Origin of the sequence: Aureimonas pseudogalii (assembly GCF_014196835.1) — a bacterium.
GTDB lineage: Bacteria > Pseudomonadota > Alphaproteobacteria > Rhizobiales > Rhizobiaceae > Aureimonas > Aureimonas pseudogalii.
Genome location: NZ_JACIEK010000001.1, coordinates 138,716 through 163,680 on the forward strand (window position 1 = coordinate 138,716; position 24,965 = coordinate 163,680).

Sequence of the window (24,965 nt, forward strand, 5' to 3'; positions counted from 1 at the left end):
TTCGCTGCGGGCTGGCTTTGCCTATAAGCCGGCCTTAGCCTGAGATTTGCCTGACCGAACTCCGACCGCCCGCGCGGCCGGGGTGCCTGCGCGCACGAACGAACGGATGCCCCGATGCCGAAACGCGACGACCTGAAGACGATCCTCATCATCGGCGCGGGTCCGATCATCATCGGCCAGGCCTGCGAGTTCGACTATTCGGGAACGCAGGCCTGCAAGGCGCTGCGCGACGAGGGCTACCGGATCGTCCTCGTCAATTCCAATCCGGCGACGATCATGACCGATCCCGATCTGGCCGACGCCACCTATATCGAGCCGATCACGCCCGAGGTCGTCGCCAAAATTATCGCCAAGGAGCGCCCCGACGCGATCCTGCCGACGATGGGCGGCCAGACCGCGCTCAACACAGCCCTGTCGCTGAAGCGCATGGGCGTCCTCGACAAATACAATGTCGAGATGATCGGCGCCGACGCCGCTGCCATCGACATGGCCGAGGACCGCGCCCTCTTCCGCGAGGCGATGACCCGCATCGGGCTCGAGACGCCGAAATCCTATCTCGCCAACGCCACCGAGGCCAAGCACACCGACAAGGCCGCGCACGAAGAGAAGCGCGCGGGCGCGATTCGCGAGACGCAGGCCGGCGAGGAGCGCGACGCCGCGCTCGCCCGGCTGGAGCAGGAATGGAACCTCGGCGAGACCGACCGCAAGCAGCGCTACATGGCACGCGCCATGGGCGCGGCGGCCGAGGCGCTGGAGCATGTCGGTCTGCCCGCCATCATCCGCCCCTCCTTCACCATGGGCGGCACCGGCGGCGGCATCGCCTACAACCGCTCGGAATTCTTCGAGATCATCGAGGGCGGCCTCGACGCCTCGCCGACCACGGAGGTGCTCATCGAGGAATCCGTGCTCGGCTGGAAGGAGTACGAGATGGAGGTCGTGCGCGACCGCGCCGACAATTGCATCATCATCTGCTCGATCGAGAACATCGATCCGATGGGCGTCCACACCGGCGACAGCATCACCGTCGCGCCGGCGCTCACCCTGAGCGACAAGGAATACCAGGTGATGCGCAACGCCTCGATCGCGGTGCTGCGCGAGATCGGCGTCGAGACCGGCGGCTCCAACGTGCAGTTCGCCGTCAATCCCGAGAACGGCCGGCTCGTCGTCATCGAGATGAACCCGCGGGTGTCGCGCTCCTCGGCGCTGGCCTCGAAGGCCACCGGCTTCCCGATCGCCAAGATCGCCGCCAAGCTCGCCGTCGGCTACACGCTGGACGAACTGAAGAACGACATCACCGGCGGCGCGACGCCGGCCTCGTTCGAGCCCTCGATCGACTACGTCGTCACCAAGATCCCGCGTTTCGCCTTCGAGAAGTTCCCCGGCGCCGAGCCGACGCTGACCACCGCGATGAAGTCGGTCGGCGAGGTCATGGCGATCGGGCGCACCTTCGAGGAATCGTTGCAGAAGGCGCTGCGCGGCCTGGAGACCGGCCTCGACGGGCTCGACGAGATCGTCATCCCTGGCCTCGGCGAGGGCGACGACAAGAACGCCATCCGCGCCGCGCTCGGCGTGCCGACACCCGATCGCCTGCGCATGGTGGCGCAGGCGCTGCGAGAGGGCGCCACGAAGGAGCAGGTGCACCGCGCCTGCAAGATCGACCCGTGGTTCATCGACCGGTTCCAGGCGATCGTCGATCTCGAGACCCGCGTGAAGGAGCACGGGCTGCCGCAGGACGCCGAGAACCTGCGCTTCCTGAAGAGCGCCGGCTTCTCCGACGCGCGCCTCGCCAAGCTCGCGGGCCGGGAGGAGGCCGAGGTCGCGGCGCTGCGCGAATCGCTCGACGTCCATCCCGTGTTCAAGCGCATCGACACCTGCGCCGCCGAGTTCCGCTCGCCGACGCCCTACATGTACTCGACCTACGAGCGCCCCTTCGCCGGCGCCGTTCGCTCCGAGGCCGAGGTTTCCGATGCCAAGAAGGTCGTCATCCTCGGCGGCGGCCCCAACCGGATCGGCCAGGGCATCGAATTCGACTATTGCTGCTGCCATGCCGCCTTCGCGCTGAAGGATGCCGGGCTCGAGGCCATCATGGTCAACTGCAATCCCGAGACCGTCTCCACCGACTACGACACGTCCGACCGGCTCTATTTCGAGCCGCTGACCGGCGAGGACGTGCTCGAGATCCTGCGGGTCGAGAAGTCGCGCGGCACGCTGCACGGCGTCATCGTGCAGTTCGGCGGCCAGACGCCGCTGAAGCTCGCCAACGCGCTGGAGCAGGCGGGCATCCCGATCCTCGGCACGTCGCCCGACGCGATCGATCTCGCCGAGGACCGCGACCGGTTCCAGCAGCTCCTGCACGACCTCAACCTGCGCCAGCCCAACAACGGCATCGCCCGCTCGGTGGAGGAAGCGCGCGTCATCGTCGAACGCATCGGCTATCCCGTGGTGATCCGCCCCTCCTACGTGCTCGGCGGCCGAGCCATGGAGATCGTGCGCGGCGACGCCCAGTTCGCGCGCTACATGAAGGAGGCGGTCGTCGTCTCCGGCAAGTCGCCGGTGCTGATCGACAGCTACCTGTCGGACGCGATCGAGGTGGACGTCGACTGTCTCTGCGACGGCACCGACACGTTCGTCGCCGGCATCATGGAGCATATCGAGGAGGCCGGCATCCATTCGGGCGACTCGGCCTGCTCCCTGCCCGTCCATTCCCTCTCGCGGGCGATCACCGACGAGCTGGAGCGCCAGACCCGCGACATGGCGCTGGCCCTGAAGGTCGGCGGCCTGATGAACGTCCAGTTCGCCATCAAGGGCGAGGACATCTACGTGCTGGAGGTGAACCCGCGAGCTTCGCGCACCGTGCCCTTCGTCGCCAAGACGGTGGGCTCGCCCATCGCCAAGGTGGCGGCGCGCATCATGGCCGGCGAGACGCTGGAAGCCGCCTTCGCGGCCTATGGCGGCAAGCCGGACGTGAAGAACCTCAAGCACATCGCGGTGAAGGAGGCGGTCTTCCCCTTCGCGCGCTTCCCCGGCGTCGACACGCTGCTCGGGCCGGAGATGCGCTCCACCGGCGAGGTCATGGGTCTCGACACCGACTTCGCGCTGGCCTTCGCCAAGTCGCAGCTCGGCGCCTCGGTGGACCTGCCGCGCGAGGGCACGCTCTTCGTCTCGGTGCGCGACGCCGACAAGCAGGGCATGCTGGCCGCCGTGCGCCGCATGGTCGAGCTCGGCTTCCGCGTCAGCGCCACCGAGGGCACGCAGCGCTTCCTCGCCGAGAACGGCGTCCACGCCGACAAGGTGAACAAGGTTCTGGAAGGGCGCCCGCACATCGAGGACGCCATCCGCAACCGGCAGGTGCAGATCGTCTTGAACACGACGGAGGGCGCCAAGGCGCTGTCCGACTCGCGCTCGCTGCGCCGCGCGGCGCTGATGCACAAGGTGCCTTACTACACGACGCTCGCCGGAATGAAGGCCGCGGCCGAGGCGATCGGGGCGCTGAAGGCCGGCAGCCTTGAAGTGCGCTCGCTTCAGTCTTACTTTCTGACCGCCTGAGTCCGTCCCGGCTTGTCCGGGGTCGCGGTCTCTCTCGAATTGATCGGCCGGTTCCCCTCGGTGCGGAACCGGCCGCTTATGCGTCCGGCGGGGCCGGTCCGAAAAATCCGTGCCCGGCATCGGTCGGGCGCCAGCAGCAGGGGTTGTGGACATGGAAAAGGTCCCGATGACGGTCGGCGGGTTCGAAACCTTGAAGGAGGAGCTTCGTCGCCGCCAGCAGGAGGAGCGCCCCCGGATCATCACGGCGATCTCCGAAGCGCGCGCCCATGGCGACCTTTCGGAGAACGCCGAGTATCATTCGGCAAAGGAAGCTCAGAGCCTCAACGAGGGTCGCATCGGCGAGCTTGAGGATCTGACGGCGCGCGCCGAGGTGATCGACGTCTCCAAGCTGTCGGGCGAGAAGGTGAAGTTCGGGGCCACCGTCAAGCTGGTGGACGAGGACACCGAGGAAGAGCGGGTCTACCAGATCGTCGGCGACCAGGAAGCCGACCCCAAGAAGGGCCGCATCTCGATCTCCTCGCCCATCGCCCGCGCCCTCATCGGAAAAGGCGAGGGCGACACGGTGGAAGTGGCCGCCCCCGGCGGCGCGCGCTCCTACGAGATCCTGGAACTGCGCTGGATCTGAAAGGACGGCGATGAGCGAGGCACGCGCCGAGATCTGGAGCCTGCCCGACTTCCTGGCCTGGGAGAGCCATCAGGAGCGACGCTGGGAACTGGTTGAAGGGCGCGCGACGATGATGGCCGGCGGCACGCAGGCCCACGCGCTCATCGCCGCGAATCTGATCGTCGCACTGCGTCCTCTGTTGAGAGCGTCCTCATGTCGTCCTGTCGGCTCCGACCTTCGGATCCCCATTCCAGCGACTGGCAATGTCCGCTACCCCGACGTCACCATCGACTGCGGGCGCTTCGATCCTTCCGCCCACGATGCGAGTGAGCCTCGGATCGTGTTCGAAGTGCTATCCCAGTCGACAGGCTGGTACGATCAGACACGCAAGCTGCGGGATTACGAAGGCGTGCCGACCATCCGTCAATATGTGTGCATTTCTCAGTCCGAGCCGCGCGTCAGCGTCTGGCTGCGAAGCGAGGACGGTCGGTTCGCTCAACAGGATGACATACTCGCCGGCGAACTGTCTTTGAACATCGAGGGCGGCCCGATCTCGCTGGCCCTGACCGACGTCTATGAGGGAACGGATCTCCTTCCGGCCTCGCGGACGGCGTGACGGTTTCATTGTCCGAAAAACACCCTCTCCGCGACATCCTCGTCATCGCGCCGAACTTCAAGCGGCGCCTGTCCGGCGTCACCTCGACGATCGTGCAGCTCGTGCCCGAACAGGCCAAGTCGCTCGGCATCCTTGCCGCCGGCCCCGGCCTGCCCGCGCATCTGCCGAAGCTTCGGCTGCGCGACGTCCCGAAGCTGTGGCAAAGGCCGGCGAACAAGCCCTTCCGCATCTGGCACGCGCGCCGCAACGTCGAGATGCTGCCCGGCATCGTCCTGCGAGACGTGTTGCGCATGCCGCTGCGACTGGTCTTCACCTCCGCCTCGCAGCGGCGCCATACCGCGTACACGCGTTGGCTGATCGGGCGGATGGACGCGGTGATCGCCACGAGCACGCGGGGCGGCGCCTATCTCGACGTGCCGCACACGGTCGTCACCCACGGCATCGACCTCGGGCGGTTTCACCCCTCCGCCGACCGGGCGGCATCCCGACAGGCGCTCGATCTCGATCCCAACATGCGGGCGGTCGGCTGCTTCGGCCGCGTCCGGCATCAGAAGGGCACCGATCTCTTCGTCGATGCGATGATCGCGCTCCTCCCCCGCCACCCCGGCTGGCAGGCGCTGATCGCCGGCCGCGCCACGGCCGAGCATGCCGGGTTCGAGCGCGAGCTGCGCGGACGCATAACAGCGGCCGGCCTCGAGGATCGCATCCGGTTCGTCGGCGAGCACCGCGACATCGAGCGCTGGTACCGGGCTCTCGACCTCTTCGTCGCCCCGCAGCGCTGGGAGGGTTTCGGCCTCACCCCACTCGAAGCCATGGCGTCGGGCGTTCCGGCGGTGGCAGCCGATGTCGGCGTCTTCCCGGACGTGGTGACGGCGGAAACGGGAACGCTCGTTCCCCGCGGCGATCTCGACGCCCTCAAAGCCGCGATCGAGCCCTATCTCGGCGACGACGATCGGCGCGCCGCCATGGCTACCGCCGCCGCTCAAAAGGCGCGGCAGGACTTTCCGCTGGCGCGAGAAGCAGCCGAGATCAACGCGGTCTACGCGCGCCTGTGGGCGCGGGGATAACCAACGTCAGGGGAAGTCGCGCTCGTCGAGTTCGGTGCGCCGATAGACGGCCGGCCCGAGGCGGCGCAGGTGATGCCCGGCGAGCCTCAGCTGCGTCGCGATCCGGCGCCTATGAAAGTGCGCGTTCTCCGGCGTCAGCGGCAGGCGCTCGCGCGGCGCCTGGATCGACGTGCCCGGATCGATCGCGGTGCCATGACCCCGCCGTGCCCAGAGATGCGCCTGGATCGCCAGCGCCGGCTCCGCCTGCCACGCGTTCAGGCCGGCAAGCCCGTGCAGGAAGGCGTCCACCGGCGCCGCGCCGCGCTCGGCCCGGCGGAGCAGTTTGCGGGCGCCGGCCGGCCAGAGGAGGTAGGCGGCCGAGCCCGACTTATCGCGGAACACACGGCGCACCGAGAGGCCTTCGCCGAGCGGCCGCGCGGTGCGGGCGACGAAGCGGCGACGGTCGAAGCTTTCGAGGTTCAGGAACTCGGCTTCGGTGAAGGCGGCGAGCATCGGCAACGCCTCTGCGAGGCGCCGCGACAGCACGGCGTCGTCTTCGAGCACGCAGACCGGCGCGGTGCCCACCGCGATCTCGCGCCAGAGGCCGTGATGCGAGAGGAAGCAGCCGAGTTCAGCCGGCGAGAGCGACCGCTCCCAGCGCCCGTTCAGCCGTCGCGCGGTGGCCTCGGCGATCTCGCCGGCCTGGACGGCCCGCACCCGCTCGAAGGCGAGGCCGAGGCGCGCGCCTTGATCTGCCATGAAGGTCCAGCGCTCCGCGGCGCGGTCGAGATTGATCACCCCGATGCGCATCAGTCCCTCCAGAAGCCGGGCGAGAAGAGGACGAGCACGGTCACGATCTCGAGCCGCCCCATCAGCATGAGGAAGGACAGGATGGCGAGCGCCGGTGCCGGCAGGCTCGAGAAGTTTCCGGCGGGGCCGACCACCGGCCCGAAGCCCGGCCCGACATTGCCGATCGCGGTGAGCGAGGCGGAAAAGGCGGTGAGAAGATCGACGCCGCAGATCGAAAGGGCGGTGGTGCCGAGAAGCAGCGAGAGGAAGAACAGGAAGATGAAGATGGTGACGCCCTGCAGCACCTCCTGCGAAATGTACTCGTGGCCGTATTTCAGCCGTCGCACCGAGTGCGGGCGGATGACCCGTTCGAAATCGGCCCGCACGAGCTGGTAGAGGATGAGGATGCGGTTGACCTTCACGCCGCCCGACGTCGATCCCGCGCAGCCGCCGATGAACATGGCGAGGAAGAAGACCCCGATCGCGGCATTCGACCAGAGCGTATAGTCGCCCGCGGCAAAGCCCGTGGTGGTGATCACCGAGACGAGATTGAAGGTCGAGGACAGCAACGCCTCGCCCGCCGGCACGCCGTTCAGCCCCATGCGCAGCGCCGCCAGCACGAGGATGAGGACGGAGGTGATACCGAGAAACAGGGGTACCTGCGGATCGCGCCAGCGCTGGAACCGGCGCGGCAGGAAAAGCCGGACGTAGAGCACGAAGGGCAGCGCACCCAGGAGCATGAAGATGGTCGCGACCATGAGGATCGGTCCGCTGCGAAAGAAGCCGAGACTCGCGTCATGAGTGGAGAAGCCGCCGGTCGCCAGCGTCGACATCGCGTGGTTCACCGCGTCGAAGAGCGACATGCCGAGCGCGTAGTAGAGGATGGCGCAGACGAAGGTCATGCCGGCATAGATGGCGGTGATCCCGGCGGCGAGCTGGTTGACGCGGGGCAGAAGCTTGCCGGAGCGGTCGGAGCTTTCGAGCTGGAACAACGCGAGACCACCGACGCGCAGCGAGGGCAGGATGAGGAGCGCCATGCCGACGATGCCGATGCCGCCGAGAAAGCTGAGGAGCGAGCGCCACATCAGTAGCCCGCGCGGCAGGGCGTCCAGCCCGGTGATGACGGTGGCGCCGGTGGTGGTCAGCCCCGACATCGATTCGAACCACGCGGCGGCGAAGCCGAGGTCGATCGAGGCGAAGTAGAAGGGCAAGGCGCCGATGAACGAGGCGCTCGTCCAGATGCTGGTGACGAGCAGGAAGCCGAGACGCGGCGTCGGCCGAAACCGCTCGCCGCTCGTGGCCGCCGCGATGAGCGAGCAGATCGCGGCCGTCACCGTGCCCGATCCCACGAAGACCACCCAGTCGCGGTTGGCGTCGGCGATGTCCACAAGCGCGGGCACGAGCATCGCGCCGGAGAGGATCAGGCCGAAGATCGCGGTGATATGGGCAATGATTCGGAAGATGGCGTGCCCCCGCGGCTCGGGTTGTCGTGCGGCGCCCTCTCCCGCGAGGCGCCGGAGCGGGCGAGCCGCCCTCCTCGGCGCCCGCATCGCCCCGTGCTTCTAGAAGATTTCCCCGCCGTCGCAAACCGGCGCAACGGCGGGGGTCAGTGCGTACCGGCTTGCGACCCGTCGGCGAGAAGCGCGGTGCCGCCCTGCTCCTCCGTCATCCCCCGGTAGAGCCCGCCCCACCGACGCATCAGCGCGTCCGGCGCGCCGTCTTCGGCGATGCGGCCGCGGTCGAAGACGAGGATGCGGTCGAGCGCGCGCACCGTGGACAGTCGATGCGCAATCACCAGCGCCGTGCGGCCCTGCATCAGCGTCTCCATCGCGGCCTGGATCAGGCGTTCGGAATGTGAATCGAGCGCCGAGGTCGCCTCGTCCAGCACCAGAATCGGCGCGTCGGCAAGGAAGGCCCGCGCCAGGGCGATGCGCTGCCGCTCGCCGCCCGACAGCTTCACGCCGCGCTCGCCGACCGTGGTCTCGTAGCCCATCGGCAGGCGCTCGATGAACTCCGCGGCGCTGGCGAGTTCCGCCGCCCGTTCGATCTCCGCCCGGCTGGCCTCGGGCCGCGCATAGGCGATGTTGTCGCGCAGCGAGCGGTGGAAGAGGATCGATTCCTGCGGCACGATGGCGATCGAGCGCCGCAGCGAGCGTTGCGTCACCGCGTCGATCCGCTGGCCGTCGATGCGGATCGCGCCGTCGGTGACGTCGTGGAGCCGCTGGATCAGCTTCACGAAGGTGGTCTTGCCCGAGCCGGAATGCCCCACCAGACCGACGCGCTGGCCGGCGGGAACGTGCACGTCGAGCCCGTCGTAGAGCGGACGCTCGTGGCCGGCATAGTGGAAGCGCACCGCCTCGAACCGGATTTCGCCGCGGTCCACCTGCAAGGCGGGGGCGTTTGGCACATCGACGATGTCCGGCCGCTCGTCGTGGAGATCGACGAGTTCCTCCATCTCGTTCACCGAGCGCTGGAAGTTGTTCACGTGCATGCCGATGTCGCGCAGATACCCGTGCACCACGAAATAGGTGGTGAGGAGATAGGCGACGTCGCCTGGGCTCGCCTGACCGCGATGCCAGAGCCAGAGCGCGGCGATCGCCATCGAGATGCGCATGAACCAGAGGATCGCAGTCTGGATCGTGCCGGCATAGGTGTGGCGCATCCAGGTGCGGCGCGTCTCGCCGCTCCATTCGGCCAGCGCCTCGCCGAGCCGCGCCTCCTCGCGGGCCTCGGCACCGAAGGCCTTGACGACGCCGTTGCAGGCCAGCGCATCGGCCAGCACGCCGCCGACGCGCGTGTCCATCTGGTTCGAGACGCGCGAGGCCGGCGCCACGTAGGCGACCGAGAGCCAGACGGTCGCGGCGACATAGAGCGCCGCGCCCACCGCCATCACCAGACCCATGAGCGGCCATTGCACGGCGAGCAGCAACACCGTGCCGACGAGCACAACGGCGGAGGGCCAGAGCGCCAGCAGCAGGATGTCGTGCAGGAGATCGAGCGACCACATGCCCCGCGTGATCTGACGCACCACAGAGCCGGAGAAGCTGTTGGCGTGCCAGTCGGCGGAGAAATGCTGGACGCGCGCGAAGCCCCCGGCCGCCGTGCGCTGCATGATGCGCAGCGTCATCGGCACCACCGAGGCCCACGCCCAGTGGCGAAAGCCAAGAAAGGCGAGGCCGAGCGCGCCCATGGCAAGGAGCGCCGTGAGCGCCGCCCGCAGCGCGCCGGGCTCGCCGGTGCCGGCAGTCACCGCGTCCACCAGTCGTCCCGCGAAGAAGGGAATGAAGATGTCGGCGAGCGTCGCCAGGGTGATCGCGCCGGCGACGGTGGCGACGAGGCGCTTCTCCGAGCGCCAGTTGCGAACGGTGAAACGCAGGACGTTCCGAATCGCCTGTCCGCGATCGGTTTCAAGGGAAGCACTCATGGGGGTCGCGACGACGGCCTTCGGGCGCGTCGTCTCCTCTCCTGTCGGCTCAGCGAGCCGGATGTATCGCGGGAGAGAACCGGATCATCGATGCCGGATTCTCGGGACGTGCGCGGCCGTCGGTGGTCAGATCAGGGCTGACGCCGAAACGGTAATGGCCTTTGCCATGCAGACTGCGGGACGCAGCATCGAGGCGTGACGACGGGCGCCGGCGGGGGAGTTCAGTGCGGATCTGTGCATGCGCCTCCCCTTTCTCGTCCGAGAGTTCGATGGAGGCGAACCTAGACGGGCGGTCGGTGGCGCGTCCACCCCGGCGCTCCGGTCGCGGCATCGAAAACCCGTGCATGTGTTGCCGATCGGCAACGGACGCGGTTGTCAGGGCGCCACCGCCTCCTCTATTGAAGAAAGAGGCGATCGGCGCCATCTGCGGAGCCGATCCAGCAGCGAGTCCGATCCATGACCCAGCGCCACGCGGAAATCCTCGTCATCGGCTCCGGCCCGGCCGGTTACACGGCTGCGATCTATGCCGCGCGCGCCATGATGAAGCCGTTGCTCGTCGCCGGCCTGCAGGAGGGCGGCCAGCTCACCATCACCTCCGACGTCGAGAACTATCCGGGCTACCGCGATCCGATCGGCGGGCCGTTCCTGATGGAAGAGATGAAGCAGCAGGCGCTGAACGTCGGCGCCGAGATGGCGTCCGACCTGATCGTCGAGGCCGACCTGTCGCGCCGTCCCTTCCGCTTCGTGGGCGACAGCGGCACGGTCTATACGGCGGACGCCGTGATCGTCGCCACAGGCGCGCAGGCGCGCTGGCTCGGGCTCGAGTCGGAGGCGGCGTTCCAGGGCTTCGGCGTCTCGGCCTGCGCCACCTGCGACGGCTTCTTCTACCGCGGAAAGGACGTGGTCGTGGTCGGCGGCGGCAACACGGCGGTGGAGGAGGCGCTCTACCTTTCCAACATCGCCAAATCGGTGACGGTGGTTCACCGCCGATCCGAGTTCCGCGCCGAGCGCATCATGCAGAACCGCCTCTTCGCGCGCCACAACGTCCGCGTGATCTGGAACGCCGAGGTCGCGGAGATCACTGGCACGACGAAGCCGATGAAGTCGGTCACGGGCGTGCGCCTGCGCGACCGCACCAGCGGCGAGATCACCGAGCACGCCACGCATGGCGTGTTCGTCGCCATCGGCCATGCGCCGGCGACTGAGGTCTTCGGCGACCAGCTGCGCCAGAAGGACGGCGGCTATCTCTGGGTCGAGCCGGGCACCACGAAGACCTCGGTCGAGGGCGTGTTCGCGGCCGGCGACGTCGCCGACGACGTCTACCGTCAGGCGGTGACGGCGGCGGGGCTGGGTTGCATGGCGGCGCTGGAGGCCGAGCGCTGGCTCACCGCGATGGCCGTGCAGACCGATCAGCAGCAGCAGGCGGCGGAATAAGCGTCGGCTCAAGACGCATCGAGGGGGAGGCATAGCGAAACTGATGGCGCTCGACTGGGACAAGCTGCGAATTTTCCACGCAGCCGCCGAAGCCGGGTCCTTCACCCACGCGGCCAACGCCCTGAACCTCAGCCAGTCCGCAATCTCGCGGCAGGTGGCCGCGCTGGAACAGGAGATCGGCGCGCCGCTCTTCCACCGGCATGCGCGCGGCCTTGTTCTGTCGGAGCCCGGCGAGCTTCTCTATCAAACCGCGTCGGACGTTCTGAAGCGCCTCGAAAACGTGCGCATGCAGCTGACGGAGACGCGCGAGAAGCCGACCGGCAAGCTGCGCGTCACCACCACGGTCGGCCTCGGCTCGGGCTGGCTGACGCAGCGCGCGCAGGAGTTTCTCGAGCTCTATCCCGAGCTGGAGCTGCAGCTCGTCTTCGACAACGAGGAGATCGACCTCACCATGCGCAAGGCGGACGCGGCCATCCGCCTGCGCCAGCCCCAGCAGCCCGATCTCATCCAGCGCCGCCTCTTCACGGTCCATCTCCACGTCTACGCCGCGCCCGCCTATCTCGCGCGCTACGGCACGCCCGAGACGACCGACGACCTGGAGCGCCACCGCATCATCACCTTCGGCGAGCCCGCGCCGAACTATCTGAAGAACCTCAACGCGCTGGAGACCGCCGGCCTGCCCGACGGCCAGAGCCGGCCGTCGATCCTGCAGATCAACAACCTGATGGCGATGAAGTCGGCCATCGAGCGCGGCATCGGGTTGGCGCTGCTGCCGGACTACATGATCGACAAGGACACCAAGCTCGTCCAGGTGCTGCCCGACCTCGATCTCGCGTCCTTCGACACGTATCTCTGCTATCCCGAGCAGCTGCGAGACGCCGCCAAGCTCAAGGTGTTCCGCGACTTCCTCATCGGCAAGGCGCGCACCTGGTCTTATTGAGGCCAGCGCTCAAACGAGCGTCCACGCCGCGCCCGCCGCGCCCGCGAGCGCGATCAGCAGGGGCACGCCGACCCGGCCGACGAAGAGCAGCAGCACGGCGAGAACCGTCAGCCCCGCGGCTGCCGGATCGAAGCTCGCGAGCACCGGCATGTCGAAGCGCACCCATCCCACGTCGACGGGCGCCGTCTGCCGGAAGAGCGCATGGAGCGCGAACCAGAGGCCGAGATTGGCGATGACGCCGACCACGGCCGCGGAGATCGCCGCCAGGGCGAAGCCGAGCGAGCGGTTGCCGCGCAGCCGCTCCACGAAGGGCGCACCGGCGAAGATCCAGAGGAAGCAGGGCGCGAAGGTGACGAACGTGGTCAGCACCGCGCCGAGCGTGCCCGCGAGATAGGGGTCGAGCCCTCCCGGCTGGCGGAAGGCGCCGAGAAAGCCGACGAACTGCGTGACCATGATCAGCGGCCCCGGCGTCGTCTCGGCCAGACCCAGCCCGTCCAGCATCTCGCCCGGGCGAAGCCAACCATGCACTTCCACAGCCTGCTGGGCGACATAGGCGAGCACCGCGTAGGCGCCGCCGAAGGTGACCACGGCCATCTGTGAGAAGAACAGCGCGATCTCGGCGAAGACGTCGGCGCGCCCGAGCCAGAGCACGAGGAGCACGACGGGCACGAGCCAGATCGCGGCCACGGCGGCGCAGACCCGCAGGGTCGCACGCCGCTCAGTCGGACCGGCCCGGTGCAATCCGGCGCCGAGGGCGGAAGCGGCGTCGCCGAAGCCATCGGCACCGGCAGGACCGGGCGGCACTGCGAAGAGAGACCACCCCATGCGCGAGGCGAGGAAGCCGAGGAGGCCGGCCCCCAGCACGATCGCCGGAAACGGGACGGCGAGAACGAAGATGGCGAGGAACGCCGCGGTGGCGACGGCCCGGGCCGCGGGCGTGCGCAGGGCGCGGCGCCCGACGCGCAGCACCGCCTGCAGCACGATGGCGATCACCGCCGCCTTCAGGCCAAACAGCAATCCGGTGACGAGCGGCACGTGGCCGAAGGCGACGTAGACGAAGCTGAGGCCGAGCATGGCCAGAAAGCCGGGCAGCACGAACAGCCCGCCCGCGATCAGCCCGCCGCGCGTGCCGTGCAGCAGCCAGCCGACATAGGTCGCCAACTGCTGCGCCTCGGGGCCGGGCAGCAGCATGCAGAAATTCAGCGCATGGAGAAACCGGCCCTCCCCGATCCAGCGCTTCTCCTCCACGAGGATGCGGTGCATCACCGCGATCTGCCCGGCCGGACCGCCGAAGGACAGCGCAGCGATACGCGCGAAGACACGCGTCGCCTCGCGCTGCGAGATGCCGTGCTCGTGACGTGAGAGGTCTGAAACCGGCGAGAGCGTCACGGCGTACCTGCGGATGGTGGCCGTGTCGGCGGCGAGAGGATGACAGCGACTACCAAACCGATATGACAAGAGGGTCACACCGCGCGGGCGACGGCTCGAACGAGCCGAGCATCGAAAAGATCGGAGGGACGGCATGCCGGACGAGACCCACGACGCCCTAGACTTCTATATGAATCTGCCGACCGAGCACACCATCGCGCGCCTGGCGGGAGACGCAGCGTATGCCCCGCTCCCCGAGGGCTGGTTCGTCGGCACCACGGATCTCGTGGATTCCACCGGCGAGATCGCGCGCGGACGTTACAAGATCGTCAACACGGCAGCCGCCTCGGTCATCGCGGCCCTCTCCAACGCCCTGAAGGGCCGCGAGTTTCCGTTCGTCTTCGCCGGCGACGGCGCGAGCTTCGTGCTCCCCGGAGCGCTCGCGCCCCTCGCGGCCCGCGTCCTCGGCTCGCTCGTGCGCTTCGTGGCCGACAGCTTCGACATGCGCCTTCGCACCGCGCTGGTGCCGGTCGAGACGATCCGCGCGGCGGGACACGAGGTCCGCGTGGCGCGATACGGTCCCTCGCCCGACGTCGCCTACGCGATGTTCACGGGAGGCGGACTGGCGTTCGCGGAAGCGCGGATGAAGGCCGGCGAGTTCGCGCTTCCGCCCGGCGAGGCGGGCGAGCGACCGGACCTCTCCGGCCTCACCTGCCGCTTCGACGAGATCCCGGCGACGCGCGGCGTCGTCCTCTCGCTCATCGTGCTGCCGGAGGGTCCGGCCGATTCCGCCTTCGCAGGGCTGACGCAGGAGATCCTCGCGCTCGCCGACGAGAACCCGGCCGGCGGCAACCCGCTGCCGAAGGGCGGGCCGCCAAGTCCGTGGCGCAGCGCATCCAGCGAGATCGAACGGCGTCTGCGATCCGCCGCCAGGCCCAACTCCATGCTGGACGGCCGGGTCGCCACGACGGCGCGCACATTCGCCAGCACGGCGATGCTGCGAAGCGGCCGGCGGTTCGGCCGCTTCGACGCGGCGCGCTACCGACGCGAGCTCGTGGCCAATTCCGACTTCCGCAAGTTCGACGACGGCCTGCGCATGACGATCGACTGCACGCCCGCCCTCGCCGATCGCATCGAGGCGCGGCTGGTACGGGCGGAGGCCGACGGCATCGCGCGCTCCGGCGCCTTCCGGCAGGGCGCCTCGCTGATGACCTGCTTCGTGCCCTCGCCGACGCGCAGCGACCACGTCCATTTTCTCGACGGCGCCGGCGGTGGCTATGCGCGCGCGGCCGGCGTGCTCAAGGCCCGCGACGCCGCGCGAAACGGGGCGCCGGATCGCTCCGACGCCCAGCACTGATCGCCCGGTCTCAGCGGTCGAGCGAGCCGCAGAAGCGCTGGATGCGCGAGCAGGCTTCCTCGAGCAGCGCGTCGGAGGTGGCGTAGGAGGCGCGGAAGTTGGGGCCGAGGCCGAAGGCCGAGCCGTGCACCACGGCGACGCCCTCCTCCTCCAGCAGCGCGGTGACGAAGTCCTCGTCGTTGCCGATCACCTTGCCGGTCTTGGTCTTCAGGCCGATCGTGCCCTTCACCGAGGGGTAGACGTAGAAGGCACCTTCCGGCGAGGGGCACTCGATGCCGCGCGCCTGATTGAGCATCGAGACCACGAGGTCGCGGCGCTTCTCGAACATGGCGCGGTTGGCGGGGATGAAGTCCTGCGTGCCGTTCAGCGCCTCGACTGCCGCCCACTGCGCGATCGAGCAGGCGCCGGAGGTCTGCTGGCCCTGGATCATGTCCATCGCCTTGATCAGCTTCAGCGGCCCGCCGGCATAGCCGATGCGCCAGCCCGTCATCGCGTAGGCCTTGGAAACCCCATTGATGGTGATCGTGCGCTCATAGAGCGCTGGCTCGACCTGCGCCGGGGTCGCGAACTCGAAGTCGCCGTAGACGAGATGCTCGTACATGTCGTCGGTCATCACCCAGACATGCTCGTGCCGCATCAGCACGTCGGTCAGCGCCTTCAGCTCGGCATGGGTGTAGGCCGCGCCCGAGGGGTTGGAGGGCGAATTGAACAGGAACCACTTGGTGCGCGGCGTGATCGCGCGCTCCAGCGCCTCCGGCGTCAGCTTGAAGCTGTCCTCCTGCCGCGTCTCCACCACCACGGGCGTGCCGCCGCAGAGCGACACCATCTCGGGATAGCTCACCCAGTAGGGCGCAGGGATCACCACCTCGTCGCCGGGATTCAGCGTCGCCATGAAGGCGTTGAAGAGCACGTGCTTGCCGCCGGTGGAAACGATCGTCTGCTCCGGCTTGTAGTCGAGCCCGTTCTCGCGCTTGAACTTTCTTGAGATGGCCTCGCGCAGCTGCGGGATGCCCGAGACCGGAGTGTACTTCGTCTCGCCGCGGCGGATGGCGTCGATCGCCGCTTCCTTGATGTTGTCGGGCGTGTCGAAGTCGGGCTCGCCGGCGCCGAGGCCGATGACGTCCATCCCCTGCGCCTTCAGCTCGCGCGCCTTCTGCGACACGGCGATGGTGGCGGACGGCTTGATGCGGTCGAGGGAAGCGGCAAGGAAGGCCATGGTTCGGCTCCGGATGGCGGGATCGGGCGGGCTCGGGGCGATCTCGCGGGGGCGTCTGCCCTCGAAAATCGGCGGACCCTAGTCTCGCCGTCGCTGCGGTGCAAGACGAAAGCACGACGGGCTCATGACGATGGCTGATGGACGCCATCACGCATCGGAATTGGCCGTCTGGCGCGCGTTGCGGCATGGAACGTCTGCCATCGCAACGAGGAGACGCTCGCCATGATTCCGACCATCCACGGAATGCTCGACAGCGGCAACTGCTACAAGCCGCGCCTTCTGATGGCGCTGACCGGTCGCGCGTTCCGGCACAGCGAGGTTTCCACCCGCGACGGCTCCACCCGGACGGCCGCGTTCCTCGCGCGCAACCCCGCGGGACAGTGCCCCCTCCTTGAACTCGAGGACGGCCGCATGCTCGCCGAGTCCGATGCCATTCTGGTCTATCTCGGCGAAGGCACCGCCTTCGCACGCGACGAGCCGTTCGAGCGGGCGCAGATGCTGCGCTGGATGTTCTTCGAGCAGAACGCACACGAGGGCACCGTGGCCGTGCGCCGTTCGCTCACCGTCTATCCCGAGCGTGCGGCAGCCGCGACGCCCGAGCGCATGGCGCAGACGCTGGCGGGCGGAACCGCGGCGCTCGCCGTCATGGAGCGGCATCTGGCGCAGGCCGAGTATTTCGGCGGCGACCGGCCGAGCCTCGCCGACATCGCGCTCTATCCCTACACGGCGTCGGCGCCGGAAGGCGGCTTCGACCTCGGGCCCCTTCCCGCCGTGCGCCGCTGGCTGGCCCGGATCGAAGCCCTGCCCGGCTACCGACCGCGAGAATGGACGCCGGAGGCGGCCTGAACCGCCCAACGAAAAAGGCCCGCGATCTCTCGCGGGCCTCCTTCAGAATGGTCTCGCGGGACCAGATGGATCAATCGTGGTCGGGGAACAGCGTGTCGAGATCGACGTCCTGTGCCGAGGTCAGCGAGTCCTTGGTCAGCTCCGGCACGGTGATGCGCATCCGGTTGCCGTCCATCGTCATCTGCAGTGCGTTGAAGCCGATGAGCACGTCCTTCTCGCCGACGCCGAGGAAGCCGCCGACTTCCACCACGGCCGCGGCGACCGTGCCGTCCGAGTTCACGACGAGATCCTCGATCTCACCGATCTTCTCGTTGTTGGCGCCATAGACGTCCTTGTCGTCGAGATCGCTCGCGAGATGGCTCATGGGCATCGAGCCCGCGGCGCCGGCGGCCGGCATCGTGTAGAACGCGCCGCCCGTGTTGGCGGTGACGGCGGACGGCGTGGTCGTCGTGGTCGTGGCGGTCTGGGCGATGGCGGCTCCGCCGAGGAGCGTCGCGAAACCAGCAGCGAGAACGAGTGACTTCATGATGGGGTAGGCCTTTCAGTAGGGATGCCGCTCTGGTGCGGCACCATGTCCTTCGGGGGACGAGACGCGTTGGCCGGGGGTCCGGTTCCGCGCCTCACGCGAAGAAAAATTCGGGAACCTTTCCGTTCAGGACGCCGGAAAGACGACGCCGCACGCCATCCGGCTGCCGGCATTGCCGCTCGGCTGCGAGGCATAGTCGTCCATGCCGCCGTGAACCATCAGCGCGGTGCCGTCGGCATCGGCGAGCGGCGCGTCGCCGCCCTCGAAGCGAACCATCGGGTTGAACTGCTGAAAGCGCGCCTTGCCTCCGACGACGTAGACATTGGCCATGTCGCCGGGGTGGGGACCGTTGGCGGCCTCGAAGCCGTGCTCCTTGGCCGTAGGGTTGTGATGGCCTTTGGCGCTGTCGAAATTGCCGTCGCAGAGGCCGGCCTCGTGGAAGTGGAAGCCGTATTCGCCGTCCGCCATGCCGGTGAGATCGCCGTCGAGGAGCACGCCGTTCGGCGTCTGGGTCAACGTGACCGTGCCGTGGGCGGCACCGTCGGCGCTCTTCAATTCGACCCGGCGCGGCTCCGGCGTGGACTGCGCCATCGCCGGTGCGGCGAAGGCGACGAGGGCGGCGACGGCGAGCAGACGTGTCATGGTGGTTCTCCAGGATGGCGGTCCCGTCGGACCGGATCTGGACCGAACGCCCCGCCGCCCACCCCGTTCCGGCCGGCTGCCTGACGAGGGCGTGAGCTCTCACCGGAGCGGCACGATCTGCTTTATGCTCGGGCGACGATCTACCGAAACGGAGCCCAAGCCCATGCAGGACGACGACACCCAGCCCCAGGGCGAACTGACGGTGCGCATTCTCGCCATGCCCGCCGACGCGAATGCGGCGGGCGACATCTTCGGCGGCTGGGTCATGTCGCAGATGGACCTCGCCGCCGGCATTCGCGGCGCGGAGCGGGCGCGCGGGCGGGTGGCCACCGTGGCGGTGAACGCCCTCGCCTTCCGCCGGCCGGTGCATGTCGGCGACACGCTCTGCGTCTACACGCGGCTGGAACGCGTCGGCCGAACCTCGATCACACTCGCGATCGAAGCCTGGGCGCGGCGCTATCTGGCTTCGACGCGGGAGAAGGTGACCGAGGGTGTCTTCGTCATGGTGGCGCTCGATGAAGCGGGCCAGCCGACGCCCGTTCCCGTCGACCCGCTTGCCGGATAGGCCAGCCGGACGACGGGGTCGGACACGAGCCATGCCGCCAGAACCGAAGTGCGGCGCCGTCTCAATACGACGAAGGCCCCGCCGGATGACGGGGCCTTCGCTTCAGGGTGTGGAGATCAGTTGGCGGGCGCCGGCGTCACCGGAGGGGTCGGCGGCGTGGTGCCACCTGCGGGCGGCGTGGTCTCACCGGCCGGCGGCGGGGGCGGGGTGTCGCCGTCCACGAGCGAACGCGGCGGCGGGGGCACGCGGTCGCCCGGCTCCATTCCCGGCAGCTTGGCCATCGCGTCGAGCACCGGCTGGGCGGCATCCACGCAGTCGGCGATGCGCTCGTCGCCGCAATCGACCCGGATCGCCCGGCCCTCGCCGAGGCGGATCTCGAAGCCGGCCTTCGGCGGCGGCGGCGGCGGTCCGCGACGGCCGTCCGGTCCATGCGGCCCGGGCCGGTCGCCGCGATCCATGTCGGGACGGCGCGGTCCGTCGCGGTCCTCGTCGGAATTGCGCGCCCAGCGGTCGCCGTGGCGCATGTCGCGCATGCGGTTGTCGTCGTCGCGGTCGGCGCGACGCTCGGGACGCGGCGGCGGGCCGTCTTCGCGGTCGGCGGGACGCTCGTATCGATCGGTGTCGTAGTCGCCGGAATCCTGCGCGTGAGCCGCCATCGGTGCCGCCGATGCCAGCAGAATGGCCGCGAGGGAAAGGTGCTTCAGCATACCCGTTTCCTGTCGTTGAGGTCGGATCCATGTCCGTGGCTCACCAACGCGCGATCCCGGCAAGTGTTGCCATGTCCATCATGTGAACTTCTCGTAACGGTCCGCCGACGATCCTCACTTGCAGACGGGGCGCAGCCGCGTCTTCACGTCGAGATGCAGATGGTCGGCATGGGCCCGATTGTAGCCGGGACCGAGCACCGTGCCGAAGTGTCGGCAGCTCGCAGTGCGGATGGCCGTCTGGAAGGCGCGCTCGCGAAACGAGAAGGCGCCCTTCGGCTCCACCCGCACCGTCGAGCCGTCGGCAAAGCGGAAGCCGCCGACATCGAGCGCGTTGCCGCCGGCGTGCTCGGAAATGGTGCGCGATCCCGCGATGCGCGAGCATCGGTAGGACGAGGCGTTGATCAGTGCCGTCGGGCGCTTCCAGAGCTTCCAGCGCGCCGCCGGCTTCACGTCGTCGCGCAGCCAGCGGGCCACGCGCAGCGCGGCCGCGCAGTTCATCGTCGCGGGGGGCGACATGGCGATGCCCGCGACGGCCTGCGAGACGCGCACGGGATGGTCGATCCCGCAGGCGCCGCCCGTGGCGACGCGCGACACGTCGCGGTAGACGACGCCCAGCCGCTTCAGCTCGCGACGACACATCGCCTCCGACGCCGCCAGCGGCCGGTAGCCCTCGGGCACCTCGCGCTCGAAGACGCCGAGCCCCGGCCGGTCCATGCCGCCCGTGCGCGGCGAACCGGACGGCGCATAGGCCGGCAGCGATGCGAGCACGCGCGCATCGTTTGCCGGCTCGGCGTCGGTCAGGCCCTCCCAGGGATCGAAGCGCGCGTCGGGTTCGGCACCGTGGCCGGCCCCGCCGTCGTCCACGATTTCGGGCGGGCGTGACGGCGCGAGCGAGGCCTCCCGGACGGGCGGCTCGTCCACCGGCTCGGCGTCGGACCGGCGCTGCGGGCTGAGATCGCGCACGGGATAGGTACGGCCGTAATTGCCGGGGCCGGGATCCTCGCGCGTTCCAGGCGCGGCCTCCTGTTCCGGTGCAGCATCCACCGGCTCGGCTCTCTCCGGCGGCTCGGCCCACTCGGGCGGCGGGGCGGCGGGACGGCGTGCGGCCTTGCGAGGGGCAGCGCGACGGGCCGGTGCAACGTCCTCGTCCGCGCCCGGCTGCTCGTAGGCGGGGCTCGGCACATAGCCGGAATCTGCCTCCGGCAACGCCCCGCCCCAGACGAGGCGGCCGGCCGCACGGCTTTCCACGGGGGGGCTGGACCAGGTTTGCGCAGGCGGCAACGGCTCGGCCTCCACCGGCGCGTCCATGGGTTCGAACTCGGCGGGCGCCGGGCTGCGCACGGGCGCCGAGCGTCGCGCAGGCTTGCGTCGTTCGCTCGAGGGCGCGGCGGAAACGTTGGGAATGTCCGCCGGCGGGATCGGCGGGGCGCGGTCCATCGCCCGCGTCGAGGGCCCGTCGGCGCTCGCCGCCGCGTACAGAGCGGCGGCGAGCGTGACGATGCGCCAGCCCGTCTTACGAGATACCATCGGGGCGGCCTCTCATCCTCCGCGATACTCGAGCGGATCACGGTGACGATAGCGCTCGTTCGGTCAACGAAGGATGAACGGATCGGCTCGAATGCGATGCCGTTCGCGTGAGATCAGATCCCGTCGAGCGCGGCGCGCGGATCGACCCGCGGGTCCGGCCCGTAGCGGTTGGGTCCGTCGGTGCCGGGAAGAAAGCCGATCTCGCCGAGAGCCCACCCGACACCGACGACGGGAACGAACAGCAGGAGGATCCACCATCCAGACTTGCCGCGGTCGTGCCAACGCTTGGTCTGCACCGACAGGCACGCGACGCAGACGAGAACGGGAAACAGAATCTGGGAGACGACGAAGAGCCCGGCGAGCACGCCCGCGAGCATTCCAGAGGCGAACTTGACCAAGAGGACCGTCGCCAACCCCCAACCGGCCGTCGTTCCCGAAAGGATCATCGTCGCGATCCAGAACCACTTGCGGCTGATGCGCCCATGAAAGTCGAACAGGAGCAACTGGTAGCTCATCGGCAGTTGTCCTCGGTCGCAGATGCTCGGTCGCGCATCGCGATCGGCCGTCAGGCACCGTCCGCCCTACACGCCGGGCGCGTGGAAGGCAGCAGACGCCCCGCCACACATGCGACGAAACCCGCCGCCCGTTCCCCCTTTATTCCGCCGCCCCTGCGGCCCATATTGCCGCCATGTCCGAGCCCAAGACGCCCAAGCCCCGCCGTTCGCCGATCCTCGATTTTGCCGACGCCTCAGAGCGCTTGACGCCCGGTTTCGCCGAGGCGCCGCAGGCCTCGTTCGAGGGCGCGCCCCTCACCGGCCCGCTGTCAGGTTGGGCCGACGAGATCGCCCAGTCGCTGGAGGTGGAGGCCGAGCGCGCCGCCGATGCGCCGAAGGCCGCGAAGAAGGCGCCCACTGCGAAGAAGCCCGCCAAGGGCGAGGCCGCGCCGGCCGCCAAGACCGGCAAGACCGCGCGCGGCACCTCGATGGGCATCGCCGCCACGCCCACCGAGCGCGCGCGCGCCGGGCTCAATCCCGTGTCGGGCATGGACGTCTCGCTGGAGGATGCCGGGATGCTGCCCGAGGGCGGCGTCACCGCCACGGTGGAGGCGCTGACGCGGCTGATCTCCGAGGGCAACCCGCTTCTGAAGAACGGCGAGATCTGGGTGCCGCACCGCCCGGCGCGGCCCTCGAAGTCGGAAGGCGGCCACCGCTTCCGCCTCTCGTCCGACTACGAGCCGAAGGGCGACCAGCCCACCGCCATCCGCGATCTCGTGGCCGGCATCAGCGAGGACCAGGACCAGACGCAGGTGCTGCTCGGCGTCACCGGCTCCGGCAAGACCTTCACGGTGGCCAACGTCATCGAGCGCACGCAGCGCCCGGCGCTGGTGCTGGCGCCCAACAAGACGCTGGCAGCGCAGCTCTACGGCGAGTTCAAGAACTTCTTCCCCGACAACGCGGTGGAGTATTTCGTCTCCTACTACGACTACTATCAGCCCGAGGCCTACGTGCCGCGCTCCGACACGTTCATCGAGAAGGAATCCTCGATCAACGAGCAGATCGACCGGATGCGCCACGCCGCCACGCGCGCGCTGCTCGAGCGCGACGACGTCATCATCGTCGCCTCCGTATCCTGCATCTACGGCATCGGCTCGGTCGAGACCTACACGGCGATGACCTTCCAGATGGCGGTGGGCGACCGGCTCGATCAGCGCCAGTTGCTCGCCGATCTCGTGGCCCAGCAATACAAACGCCGCGACATGGACTTCACCCGCGGCTCGTTCCGCGTGCGCGGCGACACGATCGAGATCTTCCCGGCCCACCTCGAAGATCGCGCCTGGCGCATTTCGCTCTTCGGCGACGAGATCGAGGCGATCCACGAGTTCGACCCGCTCACCGGCAGCAAGTCCGACGACCTCAAGTCGGTGAAGATCTACGCCAACTCGCACTACGTGACGCCGCGCCCGACGCTGCAGCAGGCGGTGAAGTCGATCAAGGAGGAGCTGCGGCTGCGGCTCGTCGAGCTGACCAAGGCGGGGCGCCTTCTCGAAGCGCAGCGGCTGGAGCAGCGCGTCGGCTTCGACATCGAGATGATCGAGGCCACCGGCTCCTGCCAGGGCATCGAGAACTATTCGCGCTACCTCACCGGGCGCCAGCCCGGCCACCCGCCGCCGACGCTCTTCGAATACCTGCCCGACAACGCCCTCGTCTTCATCGACGAGAGCCACGTCACCATTCCGCAGATCGGCGCGATGTACCGGGGCGACTTCCGCCGCAAGGCGACGCTGGCCGAATACGGCTTCCGCCTGCCCTCCTGCATGGACAACCGGCCACTGCGCTTCGAGGAGTGGAACGCCATGCGCCCACCCACCGTCGCGGTGTCGGCGACGCCGGGCTCGTGGGAGCTGGAGGAGGCCGGCGGCGTCTTCGCCGAGCAGGTGATCCGCCCCACCGGGCTCACCGATCCGCCGATCGACATCCGCCCCGCCAAAAGCCAGGTCGACGACCTCCTCGGCGAGATCCGCGAGAAGGCGGCCGTCGGCTACCGCTCGCTCGTCACCGTGCTGACCAAGCGCATGGCGGAGGATCTCACCGAATACCTGCACGAGCAGGGCATCCGCGTGCGCTACATGCACTCCGACATCGACACGCTGGAGCGCATCGAGATCATCCGCGACCTGCGGCTCGGCACGTTCGACTGTCTCGTCGGCATCAACCTGCTGCGCGAGGGCCTCGACATTCCCGAATGCGGCCTCGTCGCCATTCTCGATGCCGATAAGGAGGGCTTCCTGCGCTCCGAGACCTCGCTGATCCAGACGATCGGGCGCGCCGCGCGCAACGTCGACGGGCAGGTGATCCTCTATGCCGACCGCGTCACCGGCTCGATGGAGCGCGCCATCGCCGAGACCAACCGGCGCCGCGAGAAGCAGGAGGCCTACAACGCCGCCAACGGCATCACGCCGGAATCGGTGAAGGCCAAGATCGCCGACATTCTCGACAGCTACTACGAGAAGGATCACGTGCGCGTGCCCACCGGCGCGCATGCCGCCTCGGGCGCCATGGTCGGCAACAACCTGAAGAGCCATCTGGAGCATCTGGAGAAGGAGATGCGCCACGCGGCCGCCGATCTCGACTTCGAGACGGCCGCGCGCCTGCGCGACGAGATCAAGCGCCTGCAGGCGACCGAGCTCGCCATCGCCGACGATCCCCTCGCCCGCACGCCCGAAATCGACATGTTTGCCGACGGCCCCACCGCCAAGCCGCGCGCCACGCCGCGCCCGCGCGGCAAACCCACTGCCAACCGCGAGAACCCGCGCTTCGGCCCCAACGGCGAACCCCTCGCCGCCCGCATCAAGCCTGCCGATCATTCGGGCGTGCGCGCCCTCAACCGCGCCGACGCGTCCTCCTCTCCGCGAGGGGGAGACGATGCGGACGGGGGCACGAGGGGCGACGGCGCGTCGACGTCAGGCTACTTCGCCAAACCCTCGCTCGACGACATGGGCCCGGGCACCGACACGGCGACGCCGAACCGCCCGCTCTTCCGCAAGAACTCGCTGGACGAGATGACGGTCGGCCGCACCGAAAAGCCCCTCCACGCCGGCCCCCTCCCCCCGAAGCCCGGCGACGACCTCAAGCCGGTGCGGCGCGAGAAGATCGGTGCGGGGAGTTACGAGGACCCGGCGGACGAGAAGCGGCGGAAGCGCCGGCCGGGGAAGACGGGACGGCCGGGGCGTTGAAACGGCAGAGGATTATTTTTTTACAAGACCCTTTGATCTTAGAGCGTGAGCAACAGAAGCTTTTCTTTCGAGAAATACA

21 protein-coding genes are annotated in these 24,965 nt (G+C 68.9%); 10 read left to right on the top strand and 11 right to left on the bottom strand.

Translation table 11 applies throughout. The annotated features are described in order from the left end of the window. The first annotated feature begins 114 nt into the window (after nucleotides 1-114). From carB to GGR04_RS00750, 4 genes are all read left to right on the top strand, one after another. On the top strand, nucleotides 115-3,546 hold the full coding sequence (gene carB / locus GGR04_RS00735; protein ID WP_183196872.1) for a carbamoyl-phosphate synthase large subunit: 3,432 nt from the start codon (nucleotides 115-117) through the stop codon (nucleotides 3,544-3,546). A 151-nt stretch (nucleotides 3,547-3,697) separates the two neighbouring features. Further along, nucleotides 3,698-4,171, top strand: coding sequence for a transcription elongation factor GreA (greA, locus tag GGR04_RS00740; RefSeq protein WP_183196875.1), 474 nt, complete (start codon nucleotides 3,698-3,700; stop codon nucleotides 4,169-4,171). A gap of 10 nt (nucleotides 4,172-4,181) precedes the next feature. Further along, on the top strand, nucleotides 4,182-4,766 hold the full coding sequence (locus GGR04_RS00745; RefSeq protein ID WP_183196877.1) for a Uma2 family endonuclease: 585 nt from the start codon (nucleotides 4,182-4,184) through the stop codon (nucleotides 4,764-4,766). Between the two features lie 8 nt (nucleotides 4,767-4,774). Further along, nucleotides 4,775-5,833, top strand: coding sequence for a glycosyltransferase family 4 protein (locus GGR04_RS00750; RefSeq protein WP_183196879.1), 1,059 nt, complete (start codon nucleotides 4,775-4,777; stop codon nucleotides 5,831-5,833). Between the two features lie 6 nt (nucleotides 5,834-5,839). Here the strand turns inward: GGR04_RS00750 and GGR04_RS00755 are convergent, their stop codons facing one another. The 4 genes from GGR04_RS00755 to GGR04_RS00770 all read right to left on the bottom strand — a co-directional run bounded on the left by GGR04_RS00755 (nucleotide 5,840) and on the right by GGR04_RS00770 (nucleotide 10,449). Next, on the bottom strand, nucleotides 5,840-6,622 hold the full coding sequence (locus GGR04_RS00755; protein ID WP_183196882.1) for a glycosyltransferase family 25 protein: 783 nt from the start codon (nucleotides 6,620-6,622) through the stop codon (nucleotides 5,840-5,842). Continuing rightward, nucleotides 6,622-8,007, bottom strand: coding sequence for a TrkH family potassium uptake protein (locus GGR04_RS00760; RefSeq protein WP_183198955.1), 1,386 nt, complete (start codon nucleotides 8,005-8,007; stop codon nucleotides 6,622-6,624). Before GGR04_RS00760 ends, GGR04_RS00755 begins: the two co-directional genes overlap by 1 nt. A 200-nt stretch (nucleotides 8,008-8,207) precedes the next feature. Then, the gene (locus GGR04_RS00765) at nucleotides 8,208-10,025 is read right to left on the bottom strand and encodes an ABC transporter ATP-binding protein (protein WP_183196884.1); all 1,818 of its coding nucleotides are present in this window, start codon (nucleotides 10,023-10,025) and stop codon (nucleotides 8,208-8,210) included. Nucleotides 10,026-10,074: 49 nt separating this feature from the next. Beyond that, complete coding sequence (locus GGR04_RS00770) at nucleotides 10,075-10,449, bottom strand: hypothetical protein (RefSeq protein ID WP_183196885.1); 375 nt, start codon at nucleotides 10,447-10,449, stop codon at nucleotides 10,075-10,077. Between the two features lie 32 nt (nucleotides 10,450-10,481). Here GGR04_RS00770 and trxB point away from each other — a divergent pair, with 32 nt between their 5' ends. After that, nucleotides 10,482-11,459, top strand: a complete 978-nt coding sequence (gene trxB / locus GGR04_RS00775) for a thioredoxin-disulfide reductase (protein WP_183196888.1) — start codon at nucleotides 10,482-10,484, stop codon at nucleotides 11,457-11,459. Between the two features lie 43 nt (nucleotides 11,460-11,502). Beyond that, complete coding sequence (locus GGR04_RS00780; protein WP_183196890.1) at nucleotides 11,503-12,399, top strand: LysR family transcriptional regulator; 897 nt, start codon at nucleotides 11,503-11,505, stop codon at nucleotides 12,397-12,399. A 9-nt stretch (nucleotides 12,400-12,408) separates the two neighbouring features. On the opposite strand, the gene chrA is transcribed toward GGR04_RS00780, so the two are convergent. Continuing rightward, a complete protein-coding gene (gene chrA / locus GGR04_RS00785; protein ID WP_376769810.1) occupies nucleotides 12,409-13,788 on the bottom strand; it encodes a chromate efflux transporter in 1,380 nt (459 codons plus the stop codon). A 133-nt stretch (nucleotides 13,789-13,921) separates the two neighbouring features. Here chrA and GGR04_RS00790 point away from each other — a divergent pair, with 133 nt between their 5' ends. Beyond that, entirely contained in the window at nucleotides 13,922-15,124 is a 1,203-nt protein-coding gene (locus GGR04_RS00790; protein ID WP_183196894.1) for a DUF3095 domain-containing protein, read from the top strand. 10 nt (nucleotides 15,125-15,134) lie between these two features. On the opposite strand, the gene GGR04_RS00795 is transcribed toward GGR04_RS00790, so the two are convergent. Beyond that, nucleotides 15,135-16,340, bottom strand: a complete 1,206-nt coding sequence (locus GGR04_RS00795) for a pyridoxal phosphate-dependent aminotransferase (protein ID WP_183196895.1) — start codon at nucleotides 16,338-16,340, stop codon at nucleotides 15,135-15,137. Between the two features lie 225 nt (nucleotides 16,341-16,565). Between GGR04_RS00795 and GGR04_RS00800 the strand changes: the two genes are divergently transcribed. Next, nucleotides 16,566-17,186, top strand: coding sequence for a glutathione S-transferase family protein (locus GGR04_RS00800; RefSeq protein WP_183198956.1), 621 nt, complete (start codon nucleotides 16,566-16,568; stop codon nucleotides 17,184-17,186). 70 nt (nucleotides 17,187-17,256) lie between these two features. Here GGR04_RS00800 and GGR04_RS00805 read toward each other — a convergent pair whose 3' ends face one another. Together GGR04_RS00805 and GGR04_RS00810 are read right to left on the bottom strand one after the other, a co-directional pair. After that, entirely contained in the window at nucleotides 17,257-17,712 is a 456-nt protein-coding gene (locus GGR04_RS00805; RefSeq protein ID WP_210291596.1) for a PRC-barrel domain-containing protein, read from the bottom strand. 126 nt (nucleotides 17,713-17,838) lie between these two features. Then, nucleotides 17,839-18,354, bottom strand: a complete 516-nt coding sequence (locus tag GGR04_RS00810; protein ID WP_183196897.1) for a superoxide dismutase family protein — start codon at nucleotides 18,352-18,354, stop codon at nucleotides 17,839-17,841. Nucleotides 18,355-18,517: 163 nt separating this feature from the next. On the opposite strand from GGR04_RS00810, the gene GGR04_RS00815 reads away from it, so the two are divergent. After that, nucleotides 18,518-18,919, top strand: coding sequence for an acyl-CoA thioesterase (locus GGR04_RS00815; protein WP_183196899.1), 402 nt, complete (start codon nucleotides 18,518-18,520; stop codon nucleotides 18,917-18,919). 116 nt (nucleotides 18,920-19,035) lie between these two features. Here GGR04_RS00815 and GGR04_RS00820 read toward each other — a convergent pair whose 3' ends face one another. The 3 genes from GGR04_RS00820 to GGR04_RS00830 form a co-directional block, all read right to left on the bottom strand. Continuing rightward, nucleotides 19,036-19,626, bottom strand: a complete 591-nt coding sequence (locus GGR04_RS00820; RefSeq protein WP_183196901.1) for a hypothetical protein — start codon at nucleotides 19,624-19,626, stop codon at nucleotides 19,036-19,038. Nucleotides 19,627-19,740: 114 nt separating this feature from the next. Further along, nucleotides 19,741-21,153 carry an extensin family protein gene (locus tag GGR04_RS23800; protein ID WP_246392589.1) on the bottom strand — a complete coding sequence of 471 codons (1,413 nt, stop codon included), beginning with the start codon at nucleotides 21,151-21,153 and terminating at the stop codon, nucleotides 19,741-19,743. Nucleotides 21,154-21,266: 113 nt separating this feature from the next. Further along, nucleotides 21,267-21,668, bottom strand: coding sequence for a DUF805 domain-containing protein (locus GGR04_RS00830; protein WP_183196904.1), 402 nt, complete (start codon nucleotides 21,666-21,668; stop codon nucleotides 21,267-21,269). Nucleotides 21,669-21,832: 164 nt separating this feature from the next. On the opposite strand from GGR04_RS00830, the gene uvrB reads away from it, so the two are divergent. Next, complete coding sequence (uvrB, locus tag GGR04_RS00835) at nucleotides 21,833-24,886, top strand: excinuclease ABC subunit UvrB (RefSeq protein WP_446680271.1); 3,054 nt, start codon at nucleotides 21,833-21,835, stop codon at nucleotides 24,884-24,886. Nucleotides 24,887-24,965: the final 79 nt, after the last annotated feature.

Bases quoted from the DNA above. Each gene is read 5' to 3' on its own strand.
- carB (WP_183196872.1), top strand. From the start codon at position 115: ATGCCGAAACGCGACGACCTGAAGACGATCCTCATCATCGGCGCGGGT.
- greA (WP_183196875.1), top strand. From the start codon at position 3,698: ATGGAAAAGGTCCCGATGACGGTCGGCGGGTTCGAAACCTTGAAGGAG.
- GGR04_RS00745 (WP_183196877.1), top strand. From the start codon at position 4,182: ATGAGCGAGGCACGCGCCGAGATCTGGAGCCTGCCCGACTTCCTGGCC.
- GGR04_RS00755 (WP_183196882.1), bottom strand. From the start codon at position 6,622: ATGCGCATCGGGGTGATCAATCTCGACCGCGCCGCGGAGCGCTGGACC.
- GGR04_RS00760 (WP_183198955.1), bottom strand. From the start codon at position 8,007: ATGCTCGTGCCCGCGCTTGTGGACATCGCCGACGCCAACCGCGACTGG.
- GGR04_RS00765 (WP_183196884.1), bottom strand. From the start codon at position 10,025: ATGAGTGCTTCCCTTGAAACCGATCGCGGACAGGCGATTCGGAACGTC.
- GGR04_RS00770 (WP_183196885.1), bottom strand. From the start codon at position 10,449: ATGGCGCCGATCGCCTCTTTCTTCAATAGAGGAGGCGGTGGCGCCCTG.
- trxB (WP_183196888.1), top strand. From the start codon at position 10,482: ATGACCCAGCGCCACGCGGAAATCCTCGTCATCGGCTCCGGCCCGGCC.
- GGR04_RS00780 (WP_183196890.1), top strand. From the start codon at position 11,503: ATGGCGCTCGACTGGGACAAGCTGCGAATTTTCCACGCAGCCGCCGAA.
- GGR04_RS00790 (WP_183196894.1), top strand. From the start codon at position 13,922: ATGCCGGACGAGACCCACGACGCCCTAGACTTCTATATGAATCTGCCG.
- GGR04_RS00795 (WP_183196895.1), bottom strand. From the start codon at position 16,340: ATGGCCTTCCTTGCCGCTTCCCTCGACCGCATCAAGCCGTCCGCCACC.
- GGR04_RS00805 (WP_210291596.1), bottom strand. From the start codon at position 17,712: ATGAAGTCACTCGTTCTCGCTGCTGGTTTCGCGACGCTCCTCGGCGGA.
- GGR04_RS00810 (WP_183196897.1), bottom strand. From the start codon at position 18,354: ATGACACGTCTGCTCGCCGTCGCCGCCCTCGTCGCCTTCGCCGCACCG.
- GGR04_RS00815 (WP_183196899.1), top strand. From the start codon at position 18,518: ATGCAGGACGACGACACCCAGCCCCAGGGCGAACTGACGGTGCGCATT.
- GGR04_RS00820 (WP_183196901.1), bottom strand. From the start codon at position 19,626: ATGCTGAAGCACCTTTCCCTCGCGGCCATTCTGCTGGCATCGGCGGCA.
- GGR04_RS23800 (WP_246392589.1), bottom strand. From the start codon at position 21,153: ATGGTATCTCGTAAGACGGGCTGGCGCATCGTCACGCTCGCCGCCGCT.
- GGR04_RS00830 (WP_183196904.1), bottom strand. From the start codon at position 21,668: ATGAGCTACCAGTTGCTCCTGTTCGACTTTCATGGGCGCATCAGCCGC.